Source organism: Desulfuromonas acetexigens, from assembly GCF_900111775.1.
GTDB classification, from domain to species: Bacteria; Desulfobacterota; Desulfuromonadia; order Desulfuromonadales; family Trichloromonadaceae; genus Trichloromonas; species Trichloromonas acetexigens.
In genome coordinates this window covers 67,409-84,795 of sequence record NZ_FOJJ01000034.1, presented here as the reverse complement: position 1 = coordinate 84,795, position 17,387 = coordinate 67,409, and the positions used below count along the sequence as shown (strand labels likewise).

Genomic DNA, 17,387 nt, shown 5'->3' with positions numbered 1-17,387 from the left:
GACTAGAGTTCGCGGAGAAGCACCACGACCTCTTCGACCTCGGGATAGCGCCGCTGCTCCAGCCGGGAGAAGACCGGGGAGCCGTCGACGACGACCGCGAATTCGCTCCGGTGCGGTCCCGCCTCGATATCGATGGCGGCGGCGGGGAATTGGGCTTTCAACTCGGCGGCGAGACTCGCCGCGCGGGGCTGCTGCCCTCAGGAGGGGCAGTAGAGAATTTTGATCTGCATGGTGACGCTCCTTGCGTTGGGGGCCTAACTCTGTTCCAGTCCGTCCAGATAGCGTTCCGCGTCGAGGGCCGCCATGCAGCCGGTGCCCGCCGAGGTGATCGCCTGGCGGTACATGTAATCCTGCACGTCGCCGGCGGCGAAGACCCCGGGGATGCTGGTCTGGGTGGCGAAGCCGTCGGCGCCGCCCCGGGTCTTGAGGTAGCCGTCTTTCATCTCCAACTGGCCGTTGAAAATACCGGTGTTCGGGGAATGGCCGATGGCGATGAAGACCCCCTGCACAGCGATCTCCTTGGTCGAGCCGTCGCGCACATCCTTGATGCGGATGCCGGTGACGCCGCGCTCGTCGCCGAGAACTTCATCCAGCACCTGGAACCACTCGATCGTTACCTTGCCCTCGTCGGCCCGGGCCTTGAGCTTGTCGGCGAGAATCTTCTCGGAGCGGAACTGGTCGCGGCGATGGACGACGGTGACGTGGCCGGCGATGTGGGAGAGGTAGAGAGCCTCCTCCACGGCGGTGTTGCCGCCGCCGATGACCGCCACCGGCTGGTTGCGGTAGAAGAAGCCGTCGCAGGTGGCGCAGGCGGAGACCCCCTTGCCTTTGAAAGCCTCCTCGGAAGGAAGGCCCAGGTAGCGGGCCGAGGCGCCGGTGGTGATGATCAGGGCGTCGCAGGTATATTCGCCGCTGTCGCCGGTGAGCCGGAAGGGACGCGCTTTGAGATCGGCGGCGACGATCGTGTCGTAAATGATGCGGGTTTCGAAGCGCTCGGCGTGCAGACGCATACGCTCCATCAGATCGGGACCCTGCACCCCTGCATGATCGCCGGGCCAGTTGTCGACCTCGGTGGTGGTGGTCAACTGGCCGCCGGGCTGGAGACCGGCGATCATTACCGGGTTGAGATTGGCCCGGGCGGCATAGATAGCGGCGGTATAACCGGCGGGGCCGGAGCCGAGAATGATCAGGCGATGGTGTTCGGTAGCGCTCATCAGCAGATTCCTTTCCGATGCTAGTCAGGTGATTCAGGCGGGGGGCGCCGGAGCATCCCGCAAGAGTTCGAGCAGACCGCCGACCAGCTCCGGGCGGCAGACGTAGTAGCAGCGCTGAGCGCCGTCCTGAGTGAAATCGACGACGCGGGCGTTGCGCAGAATACCGAGATGCTGGGAGATGTTGGCCTGCGAGGCGGGGAGCAGATCCTGCATGCTGGTCACGCACTTGGTCCCCTGCAACAGCTCGGCGACGATGCGCAGGCGGGTGGGATGGGCCAGGGCCTTCAGTACAACGACCCAGTCTTTCTCAATCACCACAGGCGGCTCCTTTTCGAGAAATATATTCGAATATGCTTATATCAAGGATGGACGACGCTGTCACTCCTTTTTCCGAAAAAGAGATTTTCCCTTAGACTACCGCCACACACCCATCCTTTCTCCCCATTCATTCCCCCTATCGAAAACACCTATTCCATAGAAAATACCTGTTTGACGAAAAATTGGCGAATCGGTACTGTCTCCTTTGATTCTCGGGCGCACGAATTTGAAATTATTGGTTTTTTTGCTGAATACTTCGCGCTGCCGAAACCCGTAACCCATCGAGGAAAACTATGAGCGAGAAGATATGTGACCACAATAGACGGGCCTTTATCGGCACCGCCCTGGCCGGCAGCGCCTTTGCCCTGGCCGGGGTGGCGACAGCCCGAGCTGCAACCGACGTCGGCCGGGGAAGATTCGGCGGTGAACAACTTCAGGTCTGGTCCTGCGGCGGTTTGGCCGAAGCCATGATTCCCGCCCACCAACTTTACGAAGAACGAAGCGGCGCCAAGATCACCTATACCGGAGCGTTCGCGGCGGCCCTGGGGAAATCCCTGCAAGGCAGCGCCACCACCGACGTCTTCGCCGGGCGCGTGCTGAGCCTCGCCAAAGCCCTGCGGGAATCGGACAAAATGGACTATTTCAAGCCCCTTTGCTTCACCAGCTACATTCTGGTGACGCCCAAAGGGAATCCCGGCGGGATCGCCGGCATCGAAGACCTGGCCAAGCCTGGCGTGCGGGTTGCCATGGCGCCGGATTCCTCCCCGCCGGGGGGCCAGGCGGCAACGGTTCTTCTCGAAAAAGCGGGCATCGCCGAAGCGGTGATGAAAAACGTCGCCAACCCCGGCACCTGCGTTCAGCGCACGGTCTCCGAAGTGGTGACGGGCAAAGCCGATGTCATGATCGTCGAAAAGCGAATCACGCGGATGGCCGAATTTTCCGGAAAGCTGGAAAGCATTGAAATCCCGGCAAAATTCTTTCCACCCGCCCCTTTGACTTTCACCGTGGGCGTGATGAAAAGTGCACGCAACCGCTCCCTGGCCGACGATTACGTGGCGTTCCTCATTTCTCTGGAGGGACAGGCCTATTTCGAGCGGATGGGTTTTATTCCGGCGATTTCCAAAGAAGGCCGGCAACTGGTGGAAAAATTGGGGGTCAAGGATGTCTGAGACAACGAGTTGTGAACTTTCGGAAGCGGTTACAGAAAAAGGTCCGGTCGCCCTTACCCGCTGGCGCCGCTTGTCCCAGGCAACCATGCTGGTCGTGCTCGGACAATGGTCTTTCTACGGCATCTTTCGCTGTCCCTTTATCGTGCCCTATGTAAGCTGTCAAAACTGTCCGGTCGTCACCTGTCACGGTCGTTTGTTCAGCCTTTTCTGGGGGTTCTGGCTGCTCTTGCCGGTCTCTGTCCTCCTCTTCGGCCGGGCCTACTGCGGCTGGCTCTGCCCCGGCGGGCTGGTCAATCAGCTCTTCGCCCAAACGGCCCCCTTTTCCCTGCGCCTCAAAAATCGTCTGACCACCCTTGCTCCCTACGGAAAATACCTGACCTTGGCCGTAGCTCTCTATGTCTGGCTGGGCATGGGACAGCCCCGTACCAACATTCCGATTCGGGTCGGTGAATTCTTTGGTGCCGTCGCCCTGACCTTCGAGCACGCCGACCTTAGCTGGCTGGTCCGAACCTCTGTTGTCCTTGGCTTGACGGCACTGGGCCTGATTTTTGCCAATGCCTGGTGCCGGTATTTCTGTCCCGCCGGCGGCCTGCTTGAAGCGGTAAAGGGCATCGCGTTCTTTAAGGTCTATAAGACGCACAGTTGCAACGACTGCGACAAATGCCGCAAAGTCTGCCCCATGGGGACCCGCCCCGGTGAAGTCGACTGCACCAACTGCGGTGACTGCCTGCCGGTTTGTTCCGTGGATGCCATCGGCATCGGCCGGGGAAAAGCATGAGTACCTCGCAGATGCTCGCACCCGGTGCCCAAAGCCATCCCTGCTTCAGCCCTTCCGCCGCCAACAGGTTCGGGCGCATCCACCTGCCCGTGGCTCCTAACTGCAATCTCCGTTGCGGCTACTGCGACCGGCGCCATGACTGTGTCAACGAATCCCGCCCCGGCGTCACCAGTCGGATACTGGACCCCGAAAGGGCTCTCGCCCATCTTGGCGAATCCCGGGCACGGATGCCCTTCCTTTCGGTCGTTGGCATTGCCGGGCCAGGCGATCCCATGGCCGAGCCGGAATTGACCCTGGCGACCCTCGAACTAATTCGCCGCCACCATCCGGACCTGCTTCTGTGTCTTTCCAGCAACGGTCTCGGTCTCGCCGATGAGGTGGAAAACCTTGTCGATCTGGGCGTCGACTTCGTCACTCTGACCATCAATGCCGTCGATCCGCTTATCGGCAGCCGCATTTATGACCACATCCGTCTCGCGGGGGAAATTTACCGGGGAGTGGAGGCGGCGGGGGCTCTGTTGCAGCGTCAGATCGATGCCGTTGTTCGCCTCAAAGCCCGAGGGGTAACGGTGAAAATCAACACCGTGGTCATCCCCGAGATCAATGACCGCGAGGTCGTCGCTGTGGCCCGACTCGCCGCCTCTCTCGGTGCCGACCTGATGAACCTGATCGGCATGATCCCCGTATCCGGCACCCCCCTGGAACACCACTCGCCCCCGACCCGGAGTATGCTGGACGCTTTGCGGACAAAAGCGGAGGAATACTTGCCGCAAATGACCCACTGCGCCCGCTGTCGCGCCGATGCTTGCGGCCTGACTCGGGACGGAGCCGACCACTCCCGGGCCGGATGACCCTGTCCCCGCCCGTCCATACCTACGTTCGTGGGGCTCCGTAACAGCCTGCAATCATTTAGATAACTTACACGAGCAACACCGTGCAAGCAGATTAATTCTGGAAACGTGGAGAAAATATGATAAAAGTCCGAGGCTGAACCGGCGAATCGACGACTCCCTCGTGCGAACAAAGATCATGACCGAACCGATACCTCCCAAATTTTCCGACCTTCTCGACAACATGGCCAGGCGCTGCACCTCCTGCGGGGCCTGTGTGCGCTCCTGCGATTTTTTGCGCCGTTCCGGTTCGCCGGCGGCGCTGGCCCGCCAGGGATTGGAGGATGGCGCCGCCCTGCTTCGCGCCTACGAGTGTTCGCTGTGCGGGCTTTGCGACGCTCTCTGTCCACTGCGCCTCTCCCCGGCGGCGATGTTTCTGGCCATACGCCGAGAGGCGGTGAAAACGGGGCGGGTCGAGGCCAAGACCTACCAGTCCTGGCTCACCTACGAAAAACTCGGCGGCGCCCTCCCCTTTCGCCGCCAAGCCCTGCCCCCAGGCTGCACGACGGTCTTCTTCCCCGGCTGCTCCCTCCCCGGCAGTCGTCCGCGTGCGGTTCTTTCCCTGCTCGCCGCCCTGCGCCAAAGCGACCCTGCCGTCGGGCTGGTGCTCGACTGCTGCGGCAAGATCAGCCACGATCTCGGCTACGGCGAAAGCTTCGAGCGTATTTCCGAGAGTCTGCGCCGACGCTTGCACGGTTCCGGCGTGCGCCGGATTCTCACCGCCTGCCCCGGCTGCGACCTGATGTTGCGTAAACTCGACGAGGATTTCGAGGTGCGGAGCATCTATGAAGTGCTGACCGAAGGGGATGCCGATCCCGCGACGGCGCCCAACCGGGGGACTGTCGCCGTGCATGATCCCTGCCCTTCCCGTTTCGACCCAGAACGGCAGCGGGCGGTGCGGGAACTGATCCGTCGCGCCGGTTACGCCATCGAAGAACTCCCCGAGCATGGGCGCACCACCCGCTGCTGCGGCCAGGGGGGGATGGTGGAAGGGGTCCGGCCCGGCACGGTCGACCGGGAAGCGGCGCGTATTGTCGAGCAGGGAAAAGGGCGACTGCTCGTCTCCTCCTGCGCGGCCTGCGTCAATACCCTGGGTCGCCGGGGAGATGCCTATCATGTCGTTGACCTGCTGGGTGGCGAAGCGCTCCCCTCCCGGCCTCCGCTCTCTTCCGCCCGCCGCTGGCTCAACCGCCTGCGTCTTCGCCTGACGAGGTTGCCATGAAACTATCCGCCTGCCTGCTCGCTGCCCTGATCTTCCTCTGCCTGCCTGGCCCCGCCGTCAAAGCCGGGGAAATCGCCGTGGGCCGCTTCGCCGAAGAGGGCTTGGCCGGCTGGGAGGTCAAAGAATTCGAAGGGCTCACCCGCTACCGCCTGGTCGAGGAGGAGGGCCGCCGGGTACTGTTGGCCGAGGCCGACGGCAGCGCTTCGGGCCTGGTGAAAAAAATCGCCTTCGACCCCGCCGAATACCGCTACCTGCGCTGGCGCTGGAAGATCGAAGAGACCGTCGCCCAGGGGGATGAACGGACCAAGGCCGGTGACGACTATGCCGCGCGGGTCTACGTCATCTTCCCCGGCCGCTTCTTCTGGCAGACCCGGGCGCTCAACTACATCTGGGCCAACCGGCTGCCGGCGGAAGGCTTCGTGGCCAACGCCTTTACCGCCAACGCCATGCTCCTGGCGGTCCGCTCCGGCGCCGACCAGGCCGGACAATGGCTGGAGGAAAGCCGGGATCTCATCGCCGATTACCGCCGGGTCTTCGGCAGCGATCCCCCCCAGGCCGGAGCCGTTGCCATCATGACCGACACCGACAACACCGGCGGCCGGGCCCGGGCCTGGTACGGCGACATCAGCCTCTCCACCCAACCCTGAACATCTGCCCTGATCCGAGAGAGATAAACGTTCCATGACCTTCGATCCCTCCCGCTGGCTGCGCCTTCCCCTGGCCGAGAGCGCCCTCTGGCTCTGTCCCGATCCTCCCTGCTGGTTCGTCCCCACCGCGGCGGGAGACCGTCTGCTCACGGAACCGGCGGCCGCAAGCGCGCCGCGCACCGCCGGCGATCCCTCGGATTTTACCCGCGCCCGCTTCCTCCAGCGCCTGCCCGAAGCCGTCGCCCCCCCCTACCCAGGCCGGGCCGCGCTGCTGCCGTCGTCGCCTGGGCCGAGGGAACTCTGGCTGCATATCACCGACCGCTGCAACCTCGCCTGCGGCCACTGCCTCTTCAGCTCCGCCCCCGACAGCCGTCGGGAACTCCCCCTGGCGCGCCTGCGGGAACACATCCGCGAGGCCTACCGCCTCGGCTGCCGCCGCTTCGCCCTGACCGGCGGCGAACCCTTGCTGCACGGCGACTTTCCGGAACTGATCGAAGAACTGCTGGCCCTGCCCGAGACCCGCATCGTTGTCTTGAGCAACGGCCTGCTCGCCAAAAAGCGCCTGCTTCCCCACTGGCCTCGGGAGAGGATTTCCCTGCAGATCAGCGTCGACGGCCGCCCGGAACATCATGACCGGCTGCGCGGCGCCGGCAGCTTTGCCCGCCTCGACGAGCAGTTGCGCTGGCTGCGGCAAGGGGGTTGGCGTTTCTCCCTGAGCTATTGCCCGACCCGGGAGAATGCCGCCGATCTCCCCTGGCTGGTCGATTTCGCCGCCGACCGGGGGGCCGCCTCTCTCCATTTCATGTGGCATTTCATCCGCGGGCGCGGTGATCACGCCCAGCATCTCGATCCCCCAGCGCTGCTCGACCCGGTGCTGGCCGCCGGTCGGCGGGCGGAGGAACGGGGACTGAGCATCGACAATCTGGAAGATCTCAAGGGACGGATCTTCGCCCCGCCGGGAACCGTGCACGACGGCACCAACGCCGGCTGGGAGGCGGCCGCCATCGGCCCGGACGACCGTCTCTATCCCACCGCCGCCACCATCGGCCTGGAAGAGCTGGCGACGCCGCTCGATCAGGGGCTTGAGTACGCCTGGCGGGAAAGCCCGGTGCTGGAACGAGTGCGGCAAGCGAGCGCGGCCAGTCTCGACGATCCCTGGCGGCTGCTTCTCGGCGGGGGGGACCTCGACCATTCCTATCACCACCGGGGCACCTTGGTCGGTGACGATCCCTATCAGCCCCTGCTCGAAGGGCTCGCCCTCGACCTCATCCGCCGCGCCGCCGAACGCCTGCCGGCCGCCGCCGGTCCGGCCCTGCGCCTGAAGATGGGCGAGCTGCTCGTCAGCTGCGCCCCCCACGGCCCGGTCGTCCTCGGCCACGGCAACTGCCTGCTCGCCGTCGACGACTTCGGCGACGGCCGCGATCAGGTCGGCCGCTACTACGCCTCGGCCACCGCCGACGAGCACGAGGAGATCCTCAACCCCGTCCACTACGCACAGGAACTGCTGGAACACATCCCCGCCGCCTACCGCTTTCGCGGCTACGGCTGCGGCAGTCCGGTCATGGATGCCGGGGTGAAGCCGGGGGAGCGGCTGGTCGATCTCGGCTGCGGCAGCGGCGTGGAGTGCTTCATCGCGGCGCGGCTGGTGGGGGAGAAGGGGCGCGTCACCGGGGTCGACATGCTCGAACCGATGCTCGACCTCGCCCGGCGCGGCGCCGTCGACGTGCGGCGCAATCTCGGCTATGACAATCTCGCCTTCGTGCGCGGCTATCTGGAAGAGATCCCCCTGCCCGACGGCGAAACGGATCTGGTGGTGAGCAACTGCGTCCTCAACCTCTCCGTCGACAAGCGCCGCACCTTCGCCGAAGTCTTCCGGATACTCGCCCCCGGCGGACGTCTCACGGCGGCCGACGTGGTCTGCGAGAGCGAACCTTCCGCCGCCATTCTCAACGATCCGACCTTGCGCGGCGAGTGCATCGCCGGCGCCCTGACTCAGAAAGATCTGCTGGGGATTCTCGAAGAGAGCGGCTTCACCGGCTTCCAGGTGATCAAGCGCCTGCCCTACCGGGAGGTGCAGGGACACCCCTTCTTCTCCCTGACCTTCAGCGTCCGCCGCCCCGCCGCCGAGGCCCACGCCGAAAGAGACCGGTCCGGACACTTGCGGGTGCTCTACCCGGGGCCGGGAGCGGCGCTGCTCACCGCCGACGGCCGTTGGCTGCACCCGGGGCAGGTGGAAACCCTTGCTGCCGATGAGGCCGAACGGCTGGGGGATCAGGTCTGGCAACTGGATGAGCAAGGCTGGGTCACCAACGTGGCGATGGCCGCCGGCGGCAACTGCTGCATCCCGCCGGAAGCCCAGGAGCAGGCGCCACCGGTTGCGGAGCGGCACGGCAGCGGCTGCCTGGTCTGCGGCGCGCCGCTGCTCTACCACCCCGTCGAACGTCAGGCGACCTGCCACTATTGCGGCCTCGAACTGGCCGCCAACGCCTGCTGCGAACAGGGGCATTTCGTCTGCGACCGCTGCCATGTCGGCGATCGCCTGGAGCTGATCGAGCACCTTTGCGCCAGCGCAACGGAAACCGATGTCATCGCCCTGCTGCAACGCCTCCGCCGCCACCCGGAAATCCCCCTGCACGGCCCCGAACATCACGCCCTCGTTCCCGGGGTGCTGCTGGCGGCGCTGCGCAACGCCGGTCATCCCGTCGATCCGGAACAGTTGCGCAGCGGCATCCGCCGGGGCGCCGGAATCAGCGGCGGCAGTTGCGGCTATCTCGGCATCTGCGGCGCCGCCGCCGGAGTCGGCGCGGCCTTCAGCATCCTCCTCGAAGCGACGCCGCTGAAGGCCCGGGCCCGCCAGCAGGTCCAACAAATCGTGCAACGGATTCTCGGAGAGATCGCCGATTACGAAGCGGGGCGCTGCTGCCAGCGGGACTGCTGGATCGCCCTGCGCGGCGCCGTCGCCATCGCCGAAGAACTCTGGCATCTGGACCTGCCCGAAGTCGCGCCCTTTGCCTGCGCCCAGATGGCGGACAACCGCGAGTGCCTCGGGACCGCGTGCCCCCTTTGGCCGACCCGGACGCGGGAGCTGGTCGATGCGGCGTTGCTTAATACGGCCGACGAGATTCCCGCCCATGAATAAAAAGAAACAGCTCTTCTTCCTCCTCGGCTCGCTGCTGGCGGCACTCTTTTTCATCTTCGACCTGGGGCGTTTTCTCACCCTGGAGAGCCTGAAAAACAACCGCGACCTTCTGCTCGCCTGGCAGGACGACCATCGCCTGGCGGCCGTCGCCCTTTTCATGCTCATCTACATCGCCCAGACCGCCCTCTCCCTGCCCGGCGCGACCATCTTTTCCCTCGCCGCCGGCGCCCTTTTCGGCCCCTGGTTCGGCACCCTGTACGCGGTCACCGCCGCCGGCATCGGCGCCGGACTGGCTTTTCTCGCCTGTCGCTATCTCTTTCGTGACGCGGTCGTAAAGAAATTCGGCGGGAAGTTGGAAGGGATCAATCATGAACTGGACGGGCGGGGGCTCAACTATCTGCTCTTTCTGCGACTGGTACCGGTCTTTCCCTTTTTTCTCATCAATCTCGCGGCGGGGCTGACCCGATTGCCGCTGCGCACCTTCCTGCTCGGCACCTTCCTCGGCATCATCCCCGGCGGCTTCGTCTACGTAAACGCCGGCGCCGGACTCGCCACCATCGACACCCTCGGCGACATCGCCTCCCCCCGAGTTCTCGGCGCCTTCGCCCTCCTCGGCCTCTTCGCGCTGATTCCGGTGATCTACGGGAAATTCAAGGGGCGTGGGACGTCCGGAACTCCAAGATAAAAATCCTCCCGGCGAGGATTCGTGGAATCAATGAAAAGACCTATGGAGCCATATTGGCGCCGAGACGTTGCCATTTTGGCACCACCGTGGTACTGTTGCGGCAGACAGACCATGCACGGAGGTAGACATCATGACGTCAAAGACTGAAACACGCATTTCCGCACGGGTGCCCGAACACGTTTACGAGACTCTCACCCGCGCGGCCGAATTGTGCGGCGCGACGATTAATCAATTCCTTGTGCAGTCCGCGCTTGAACGTGCGCGGACCGTCATCGAAGAGGAAAACCTTATCCGCTTGAACGCCGAAGCTGCGAAGCAGTTTTTCGACGCTATCGAGAATCCGCCGGCGCCGAACGAGAAACTTCTTGCGGCCTTCCGCACGCATCAGGTACGGCTTTAAATGCTTCGCATCGAACTCCTGTCACGGAGCCACGACCGGGAAGGCTTCAGCTGCGGCGAGTCCGAGTTGGACGATTATCTCAAAAAAACCGCTCGCCAGCACATCGACAAGGGGATTTCCCGTACCTTCGTCCTGGTCGATGGGGATGAACCGTTGACCATCCTGGGCTTTTTCACACTGACCAGTTGCGAAATCGTTACGGCCGAACTGCCGACCGAATACGCCCGTAAATACCCGCGCAAAGCACCCGCCGCGAAACTGGCCCGGTTGGCGGTGACGACGAAGTGGCAACGGCAAGGACTCGGTGGCCTCATGCTCGCCGACGCCATGCGGCGCACCTTATCTATTTCCGAAAACATCGGAATCATAGGTTTTTTCGTGGATGCAAAGAATCAGAACGCCCGCGACTATTACAAGCAGTATGGCTTCGTCCCCCTGCCTTCCTATCCGCTCAGCCTTTTTTTGCCACTGGCCACCCTAGCCGAGGCCGTGGCCGCTCTGAACAGATGACCGCCACGCCGCACGATAAAAAATGGCCACCGCGCATCAGGCAGAGTGGCCATTTTCTTTGTTGCGCTTGATCCGTGGAGGCGAGGCCCGAAAGATTACTTCCCGGCTTTGCGTCGAACCGTGATGGTCTCGCCGCCGACGCCCCAGTTGTCCGTGTCGACCTCGTCGATGACGACGACGGTCGTCGCCGGGTTTTTGCCGAGGACATCGACCAGCAGCTGAGTCGCCCCCGCGATTAACCGGGCTTTCTGCTCGGGGGTGGCTCCCTCCCGGGTGATCTTGATGTTGACGTAAGGCATGATGCGGCTCCTTTCTACGGTGCGGTTGATGGTCGCGGCGGATAACGGCGATCCGCGACGATAAAGAGACATCCCAGGGCCACGCACGCCGCCGCCAGCAACAGCGGCAGCGCAAAGCCGTCCTGGCGGTCGGCCAGCACCCCGGCGATCACCGGCCCCAGCATCTGGCCGACACTGAAAGCGGCGGTGAGGAAAGCGGCCCCCAGTAGTCCACCCTTGCCCATGCGCCGGTTTCCCTCCGCCATAGTCAGGGCCACGATCCCCAGGAAGGTGCCGCCGAAGGTGACGGCGGCGAAGGTGACTTCAAAAACCGAGGTAGCCTGGCGACTGACCAGAATGCCGGCGATCTGAACGGCATAGGCCGCCAGCAACGCCCGCCTGTTGCCGATGCGCCGGGCCAGATAGGGCCAGAGAACGGTCGACGGCACGGCGGCAAGACCGACGGCGACCCAGGTATAGGGTGCAAACGCGGTCAGGCCGGGAGTCGCGGCAATAATGGCGACGAGGAAGGTGGCGGTGACGATATAGCCGAGGCCTTCCAGGAAATAGGCGCTCGCGAGGAGCAGGATGGGGCGCAAGCCGACGGTTTGCTCCGGGCTTTCGGCAACAATCGACGGCGAGTAGTCGGAGGTGCGCCCCAGAGTCGTTCCGGCCAGGGCACAGAGAAGTGCAACGCCGCCGATCCCCAGCCAGGCGACGCTCCAGCCGCCGATCCTGTCCAGTTGCGGGACGATCAATCCGCTGAGAACGATGCCGAGCCCGATCCCGCCATAGAGGGCGCCGAACCAGTGTCCGTACCCCCGCCGCGCCAGGGATTCAGCGACTTCGGCGGAGATGATGATGAAGAGGACGGCGCTGGCAATGCCGCCGAGCAAACGCAAAAGCCCCCAGCCGAGGGGCGAGACGGTCAAGCCCATGGCGAGCGTGGTGGCCAGGCTCAGCAGCAAAGTGCCGCCGCCAAGGAGGGGATACCGGAGGATCCTGGGGGTGATCGTGCAGACGATGGCGCCGACCAGGTAGCCGAGATAGTTCAGCCCGGCCAGCCAACCCACGACGGAATGGGTCATCCCCAGATCGCGCTGCATCAGGGGCAGGATCGGAGTGAAGGCAAAGCGCCCGATCCCCATAGCGACGGCCATGCCGAGCATGCCGCCGACCAGGATTTTGAGAACCGTCCAGTGTTTCGCGGAAAAACCGCGCCCTTGCTCCATCAATACCCCCACTCCTCATGCCGTACCGGCAGGCGGTTCAACTCTTCCTGATAGAACTTCCAGCGGGGGATGAACCTCTCCAGCAACAGCATAAATCGGTCGTTGTGGGTCGGCTCCAGCAGGTGGGTCATCTCATGCACGACCAGGTATTCGAGGCACTCCGGCGGTTTTTTGGCTAACTCGGAGTTCAAACGAATGCCGCCGGTTTCCGGGTTGCAACTTCCCCAGCGGGTCTTCATTCTCCGCACGAAGAAGCGCTTCACCCTCACCCCCATGAGCGACTCCCATTTAGCGAGCAAGGGAGGAACCGCGATCTTCAACTGCTCGCGATACCACTCGTCGAGAATCTCCCGCCTCTTTTCAACGCCGGTCCCGGAACGCACATAGAGGAGCATTTTCCCGGGTGTCAATTCCACCCGGGGCAGCGTATCCCTTTCGATGACCTGGAGCAGATAGCGCTCTCCCCAGACATAATGGCTTTCCCGGTCGAGAAGCTCGCGCGGGGTTTCCCTCTCCTGCTCCCTCAGCTTCTTTTGCCGGTTTTTGATCCAGGCGAGTTTGCCGATGGCGAAGACCCGCACGGTATCGAGATCCATGCGCGCCGGGGCGGAAATTTTCACCTTGCCTTCCGGTGGGTAGACGCTCAGGTGGACATTCTTGATGTCCTTGAATGTCACTTCCACTTCCATATCGCCCAGGGTGAACTTCTCGGTCATCAGTATTCGCTCTGCGCCTTGATGACGAGGAAGATGCGCTCCACCTCGGCTTCATCCCGCAATATGCCGTACAGAGCGGCCTTGATGACCTGCTCGCGGGACTGTACCCCGCGCCAGCCGTCCGGCCGAACCGTCTTGACCGCCTCATCGATGCGAATCGCCAGTTCCAGAGCCGGGTCTTTCCCCCCTTGCCAGATCGGCGCGGCCGAGTCGGCGGCCATTCCGGCGCCACCGGGGGAATGGGTCTGTTGCAGGTTGTTGTAAAGTGCCCGCCGGCCGGGAGTGTTCAATTGCTCCGGCGTCTCCTCCCCCTGCCCTGCCTCGACCCGTCGGGCCAGCTCCGCGACCCGCTTCAGGTATTCCTCATAGTCGATGGCTTTGGCCCTGCGGGCGGCGATGATTTCATCCAGCAGGGCCGACATCGCCTCGTAGTAGGCCGGATCGTTGAGATGTTCCTTGATGATCTTGCTGCGAACATTGTTCTCGATGGTTTCCGCCACCGCGTCCTTGCTGCCCTTGAGTCCGCCGAGTCGTGTGGCGATGGCGTTGGCGATCCCGGACTTGACGATCAGTTCCAGCAGCCCCATCCCGTCAAAGGGGGAGATGGTGCGCGGCTCGTCGGCTTCGATATAGGTGTCGATGAGATGCCGCATATCGGCCTCGTAGGCCTTGAGATCGAGGGACTCGCCGCTGGCCTTGCGGATGATTTCGCGCACGGCCAGGTAATGGTCGAGCTGTTTTTTGATCCGGGCGATGTCGGCATGGTCGTATCCGGCCGCCTCCAGTTCGTCGGCAATATTGGCATAGGCCCGCACCAGGGCGACCGTCCCCTTGTAGAGGGCGGCCCTTCGCGGTTCCCGCTCCTGGAGATCCGTGGGGATTTCCGTATTGCCGCAGAAATAATGGATATGCTCCAGCTCCTCCTTGGGCGGCTCGACCGGCTCGCAGAGCAGGGCCAACGCCTCGATGGCGTGGTCCAACCGCTCGCGCCCTTTCTTGAGACGCCCCTGCATCAGCACATCGGGGTCGGCTCCGCCGGCGCTGCGGTCGAGTTCGGAAGTGTAGACGGCGATGGCATTCTCCACCTTTTTGAACAGATCCTTGTAGTCGACGATATAGCCGAAATCCTTGTCCTCGCCGTCGAGCCGGTTGGTGCGGCAGATGGCTTGGAACAGGCCGTGGTCCTGCATCGACTTGTCGATATAGAGATAGGTGCACGAAGGCGCGTCGAAACCCGTGAGCAGTTTGTCCACCACCACCAGCAACTTCATGTTGGCCGGTTCCTTGGTGAAGAGCTCCTTGACCCAGTCCTCGTAGGTTTCGGTCCTGGTCATGTTGGCTTTGGGGACGATAGCCTTCAGCAGTTCCTCATAGGTGGAGTAGATAAACTGCTTTTCGGTTTCGCTGTTGGCGCCGGTTTCCTCCTTGGTCACATCCCTGGCCAGGGGATTATAGGAGGTCACCACCGCGCACTTCCCCTTGAAAGGCGTCTTTTGCAACAGCGTGAAGTATTTGCACGCTTCGTAGATGCTGGAGGCCACCAGGATCGCGTTCCCCCGTTCGCTGGAGAGACGCGGCTTGACGCTGAAATCGAAGATGATGTCGCTGACCACCCGATCCATCCGGGATTTGGAACTCAGCACCTTCTGCATCGTCCCCCAGTGACTTTTCAGCTCGTCCTTCTGCCAGTCGTTCAAGCCCCTGGTTTTGGCCTCGAACCAGGCATCTACTTTCTGTTGCGAACCGAGATGCTGATCGATGTCCCGGGCCTCGTAAACCAGGTCGAGCACCACCTCGTCCTCGACCGCCTCGCTGAACTTGTAAGTGTGGATGTATCCGCCGAAGACCTCGATGGTCGTCTGCTTGTCCTTTTTGAGCAGCGGCGTGCCGGTGAAGCCGATGAAGACCGCGTTGGGCATCATCGCCTTCATGACCCGATGAAGCTTGCCGCTCTGGGTGCGATGGCATTCGTCGACAAAGACGAAGATTTCTCCCACGGTCGGGCTGGGCTGGGCCTCCAACTCCTTGATGAAGGCGTCGAAATCGTCCACGTCCCGCCGGCCGAATTTATGAATCAGCGAACAGAGCAGGCGCGGCTTGGCCTCGCCCAGACGTTTCAGCAGGTCGCGGCCGCTGCTGGTGCGGTGAATGACTTCCCCCGCCTCGGTGAAGACCCCTTTGATCTGCTTGTCCAGCTCGTCGCGGTCGGTGACGATGGCGACGCGGGCATGGGGGTTGTTCTCCAGAAGCCACTTGGCCAAGAGCACCATGACGATGCTCTTGCCGCTCCCTTGGGTGTGCCAGATGATGCCCCCCTGTTCCCGCCGCACATACTCCTGCGCCGCCTTGATGCCGAAATACTGGTGCACCCGGGGCAGCTTCTTGATGCCGCCGTCGAACAGCACGAAATCGTACATCAGTTCGATCAGACGATGCTTCTCGCACATCTTGAGCAGGTACTTGTCGAGGATTCTGGGCGACCGGCCGGCCGCCCCTACGTCTTCCTTCCATCTGAGGAAATACTTCTCCGGCGTGCCGATGGTGCCGTACTGCAAACCTTCCGAATCGTTGCCGGCGAAGATGAACTGGATGGTACTGAAAAACCAGGCGTTGAATTCGGGCTGCTGGTTGGACAGGCTCTGGCGGATGCCCTCGCCGATGGAAACGCGGCTGTTCTTCAGCTCCAGCACGGCGACGGCGATGCCGTTCAGATAAAGGACGAGATCGGGACGCCGCTCCCGGCTCCCTTTGAGGGTCACTTCCTCGGCGATGGCGAAGTCGTTGCGGGTGGGATTCTGCCAGTCGATGAGATGGACGGTTTCGGCGACCTGCCCGGCTTCGATTTTCACCGGCACGCCGTAGCGCAGCAGTTTGTAGACTTCCCGATTGTTGGCGTAGAGGGTACGGCCGTGGTGATCGGCCTCGGTGCGGAGTTTGTGGAGAGCGACGCCGATTTGCGCCGGGCTGTAGCCGCCCTTGTCGGAGAGATAACTCGTCAGCACATCTTCTTCAATGTTGCTGTTGCCCGCGCGGTCGGCCCAGTCGCCGAGATAACGATAACCGAGTTCGTCGCGGAACAGGGCGATGACGCGGTTCTGGGTGATGCGCTCTGGTTGGCCGATAGGGGTCATGGGGTGGGCTCGCCGGGGGCGGAAAATTTGTCCCACAGCGCAGCCTTGAACCAGTAGGGCACGGTATCCGATTTCAATTCCATCTCGATCCCCTCCGTGACTTCCGCAATCCAAACCTTTTCATAGGTCGAGTTGTCGAAGATGTACGCCCGATTCGTATATTGAACCGCATCGGCGAGCAGCGCTAAAGATCGATGGTAGCGCGCGATGATCTTATCCTTGGGAACAGCGTGCCCCCCCTCGCTTACTCGGTTTTCAACCCGGGACACATTGATCTCCGGGTCCTCCGTCGCCATGTAGTAGAGATAGGTGCGAAACCCCTTCTCCTGGGCTCTCATGAGGAACTCGACTTTGTCGCGGGACGACATGACCGTTTCGAAGGTAAAGGAAACGTCGGCCTCAAGCAGTTTCCGGCGAATAAAATCGGCGACAACCGAAGCGTAGTAGGAGTTTACCGGCACCGCATCGAAGAAGAGACACCCACCATCGAAACGTAAAGCAACCGCCTGTTCCGCCAGCCCGACAGCGGCAAGAAAGGGCGACTGCGTGAAAAATGCCGAGATTTCCTCTGCCGTGGTTTCCACCTCATAATCCTTCATATCGAGACAACCGGTGCCGGCGATCTTCTTCTCGATCTCGTCGGGATTGATGTAAACACCGAGCAGTTCAGGTCCGATGACGGACTTGAAGGTGCTCTTGCCGGAGCCATTTGGTCCGGCAAACATACGCAAACGGGGGGTGGCGGCTTTCATTTCTTTTTCCGCCTAATTTTCTGGCCTGGCGTGACCGGGATGGGGGTAGGCAACGTCTTCAATGTTCGGGTGCTCCCGTCGGGGCGGGTTTCGATCAACCGCCCGTCGACAGCTTCAACCACCTTGCGACCCGATGCCAAAGTCTTGTAATAGGCCTGCTTGACCGCTCCCTCCGCCAGGTCCGGGATCCGGCGCTCCAGGGTGCTCATCGTTTTTTCGTCGAGTTTTTTCATATCCCCACTTTCATGCAGCCTGACCTTGAGATTCTTCAACTATTTGTTTTTTAATGATTATCTTGATTTTGAT

At 62.6% G+C, this 17,387-nt stretch carries 17 protein-coding genes and 1 pseudogene; 9 read left to right on the top strand and 9 right to left on the bottom strand.

Annotated features, from left to right (window positions below; all coding sequences use genetic code 11):
* Positions 1-2 precede the first annotated feature (2 nt).
* The 3 genes and pseudogenes from BQ4888_RS11110 to BQ4888_RS11100 all read right to left on the bottom strand — a co-directional run.
* Positions 3-182, bottom strand: a pseudogene (locus BQ4888_RS11110) (Rdx family protein); the annotation flags it as partial.
* A gap of 72 nt (positions 183-254) precedes the next feature.
* On the bottom strand, positions 255-1,214 hold the full coding sequence (gene trxB / locus BQ4888_RS11105; RefSeq protein ID WP_092057318.1) for a thioredoxin-disulfide reductase: 960 nt from the start codon (positions 1,212-1,214) through the stop codon (positions 255-257).
* A gap of 33 nt (positions 1,215-1,247) precedes the next feature.
* Positions 1,248-1,532, bottom strand: a complete 285-nt coding sequence (locus BQ4888_RS11100; protein WP_092057316.1) for an ArsR/SmtB family transcription factor — start codon at positions 1,530-1,532, stop codon at positions 1,248-1,250.
* Between the two features lie 293 nt (positions 1,533-1,825).
* Here BQ4888_RS11100 and BQ4888_RS11095 point away from each other — a divergent pair, with 293 nt between their 5' ends.
* The 9 genes from BQ4888_RS11095 (at position 1,826) to BQ4888_RS11055 (ending at position 10,972) form a co-directional block, all read left to right on the top strand.
* Positions 1,826-2,701, top strand: a complete 876-nt coding sequence (locus tag BQ4888_RS11095; RefSeq protein WP_092057314.1) for a substrate-binding domain-containing protein — start codon at positions 1,826-1,828, stop codon at positions 2,699-2,701.
* Complete coding sequence (locus BQ4888_RS11090; RefSeq protein ID WP_092057311.1) at positions 2,694-3,479, top strand: 4Fe-4S binding protein; 786 nt, start codon at positions 2,694-2,696, stop codon at positions 3,477-3,479. Before BQ4888_RS11095 ends, BQ4888_RS11090 begins: the two co-directional genes overlap by 8 nt.
* Positions 3,476-4,330: a radical SAM protein gene (locus BQ4888_RS11085; RefSeq protein ID WP_092057310.1), complete on the top strand. Its 855-nt coding sequence runs from the start codon at positions 3,476-3,478 to the stop codon at positions 4,328-4,330. Before BQ4888_RS11090 ends, BQ4888_RS11085 begins: the two co-directional genes overlap by 4 nt.
* Positions 4,331-4,508: 178 nt before the next feature.
* Positions 4,509-5,591, top strand: a complete 1,083-nt coding sequence (locus BQ4888_RS11080) for a (Fe-S)-binding protein (RefSeq protein WP_092057308.1) — start codon at positions 4,509-4,511, stop codon at positions 5,589-5,591.
* Complete coding sequence (locus BQ4888_RS11075) at positions 5,588-6,238, top strand: DUF3047 domain-containing protein (RefSeq protein ID WP_092057306.1); 651 nt, start codon at positions 5,588-5,590, stop codon at positions 6,236-6,238. Before BQ4888_RS11080 ends, BQ4888_RS11075 begins: the two co-directional genes overlap by 4 nt.
* Before the next feature lie 34 nt (positions 6,239-6,272).
* Positions 6,273-9,377, top strand: coding sequence for a DUF5714 domain-containing protein (locus tag BQ4888_RS11070; RefSeq protein ID WP_092057304.1), 3,105 nt, complete (start codon positions 6,273-6,275; stop codon positions 9,375-9,377).
* On the top strand, positions 9,370-10,062 hold the full coding sequence (locus tag BQ4888_RS11065) for a TVP38/TMEM64 family protein (RefSeq protein ID WP_092057302.1): 693 nt from the start codon (positions 9,370-9,372) through the stop codon (positions 10,060-10,062). The genes BQ4888_RS11070 and BQ4888_RS11065 overlap by 8 nt, the downstream gene beginning before the upstream one ends.
* 130 nt (positions 10,063-10,192) lie before the next feature.
* Positions 10,193-10,462 (top strand): type II toxin-antitoxin system TacA family antitoxin, encoded by a 270-nt coding sequence (locus BQ4888_RS11060; protein WP_092057301.1) that lies wholly within the window; start codon positions 10,193-10,195, stop codon positions 10,460-10,462.
* The gene (locus BQ4888_RS11055; protein ID WP_092057299.1) at positions 10,463-10,972 is read left to right on the top strand and encodes a GNAT family N-acetyltransferase; all 510 of its coding nucleotides are present in this window, start codon (positions 10,463-10,465) and stop codon (positions 10,970-10,972) included.
* 95 nt (positions 10,973-11,067) lie between these two features.
* Here the strand turns inward: BQ4888_RS11055 and BQ4888_RS11050 are convergent, their stop codons facing one another.
* Genes BQ4888_RS11050 through BQ4888_RS11025 form a run of 6 tightly spaced genes read right to left on the bottom strand, consistent with a single transcriptional unit; the run spans position 11,068 to position 17,314 of the window.
* Entirely contained in the window at positions 11,068-11,271 is a 204-nt protein-coding gene (locus BQ4888_RS11050; RefSeq protein ID WP_092057297.1) for a tautomerase family protein, read from the bottom strand.
* 14 nt (positions 11,272-11,285) lie between these two features.
* The gene (locus BQ4888_RS11045) at positions 11,286-12,482 is read right to left on the bottom strand and encodes a YbfB/YjiJ family MFS transporter (RefSeq protein ID WP_092057295.1); all 1,197 of its coding nucleotides are present in this window, start codon (positions 12,480-12,482) and stop codon (positions 11,286-11,288) included.
* Positions 12,482-13,198, bottom strand: coding sequence for a M48 family metallopeptidase (locus BQ4888_RS11040; RefSeq protein ID WP_092057293.1), 717 nt, complete (start codon positions 13,196-13,198; stop codon positions 12,482-12,484). Before BQ4888_RS11040 ends, BQ4888_RS11045 begins: the two co-directional genes overlap by 1 nt.
* Positions 13,198-16,329: a type I restriction endonuclease subunit R gene (locus tag BQ4888_RS11035; RefSeq protein WP_092057292.1), complete on the bottom strand. Its 3,132-nt coding sequence runs from the start codon at positions 16,327-16,329 to the stop codon at positions 13,198-13,200. The genes BQ4888_RS11040 and BQ4888_RS11035 overlap by 1 nt, the downstream gene beginning before the upstream one ends.
* A complete protein-coding gene (locus BQ4888_RS11030; RefSeq protein WP_240746334.1) occupies positions 16,326-17,081 on the bottom strand; it encodes an ATPase in 756 nt (251 codons plus the stop codon). The genes BQ4888_RS11035 and BQ4888_RS11030 overlap by 4 nt, the downstream gene beginning before the upstream one ends.
* Positions 17,078-17,314: a hypothetical protein gene (locus BQ4888_RS11025; RefSeq protein WP_092057290.1), complete on the bottom strand. Its 237-nt coding sequence runs from the start codon at positions 17,312-17,314 to the stop codon at positions 17,078-17,080. Before BQ4888_RS11025 ends, BQ4888_RS11030 begins: the two co-directional genes overlap by 4 nt.
* Between the last annotated feature and the right edge of the window lie 73 nt (positions 17,315-17,387).

Excerpts from the sequence above, each read along its gene's own strand:
- BQ4888_RS11025 (WP_092057290.1), bottom strand. The coding sequence starts at position 17,314 with ATGAAAAAACTCGACGAAAAAACGATGAGCACCCTGGAGCGCCGGATC.
- BQ4888_RS11050 (WP_092057297.1), bottom strand. The coding sequence starts at position 11,271 with ATGCCTTACGTCAACATCAAGATCACCCGGGAGGGAGCCACCCCCGAG.
- trxB (WP_092057318.1), bottom strand. The coding sequence starts at position 1,214 with ATGAGCGCTACCGAACACCATCGCCTGATCATTCTCGGCTCCGGCCCC.
- BQ4888_RS11085 (WP_092057310.1), top strand. The coding sequence starts at position 3,476 with ATGAGTACCTCGCAGATGCTCGCACCCGGTGCCCAAAGCCATCCCTGC.
- BQ4888_RS11060 (WP_092057301.1), top strand. The coding sequence starts at position 10,193 with ATGACGTCAAAGACTGAAACACGCATTTCCGCACGGGTGCCCGAACAC.
- BQ4888_RS11075 (WP_092057306.1), top strand. The coding sequence starts at position 5,588 with ATGAAACTATCCGCCTGCCTGCTCGCTGCCCTGATCTTCCTCTGCCTG.
- BQ4888_RS11045 (WP_092057295.1), bottom strand. The coding sequence starts at position 12,482 with ATGGAGCAAGGGCGCGGTTTTTCCGCGAAACACTGGACGGTTCTCAAA.
- BQ4888_RS11040 (WP_092057293.1), bottom strand. The coding sequence starts at position 13,198 with ATGACCGAGAAGTTCACCCTGGGCGATATGGAAGTGGAAGTGACATTC.
- BQ4888_RS11080 (WP_092057308.1), top strand. The coding sequence starts at position 4,509 with ATGACCGAACCGATACCTCCCAAATTTTCCGACCTTCTCGACAACATG.
- BQ4888_RS11065 (WP_092057302.1), top strand. The coding sequence starts at position 9,370 with ATGAATAAAAAGAAACAGCTCTTCTTCCTCCTCGGCTCGCTGCTGGCG.
- BQ4888_RS11095 (WP_092057314.1), top strand. The coding sequence starts at position 1,826 with ATGAGCGAGAAGATATGTGACCACAATAGACGGGCCTTTATCGGCACC.
- BQ4888_RS11055 (WP_092057299.1), top strand. The coding sequence starts at position 10,463 with ATGCTTCGCATCGAACTCCTGTCACGGAGCCACGACCGGGAAGGCTTC.
- BQ4888_RS11035 (WP_092057292.1), bottom strand. The coding sequence starts at position 16,329 with ATGACCCCTATCGGCCAACCAGAGCGCATCACCCAGAACCGCGTCATC.
- BQ4888_RS11070 (WP_092057304.1), top strand. The coding sequence starts at position 6,273 with ATGACCTTCGATCCCTCCCGCTGGCTGCGCCTTCCCCTGGCCGAGAGC.
- BQ4888_RS11090 (WP_092057311.1), top strand. The coding sequence starts at position 2,694 with ATGTCTGAGACAACGAGTTGTGAACTTTCGGAAGCGGTTACAGAAAAA.
- BQ4888_RS11030 (WP_240746334.1), bottom strand. The coding sequence starts at position 17,081 with ATGAAAGCCGCCACCCCCCGTTTGCGTATGTTTGCCGGACCAAATGGC.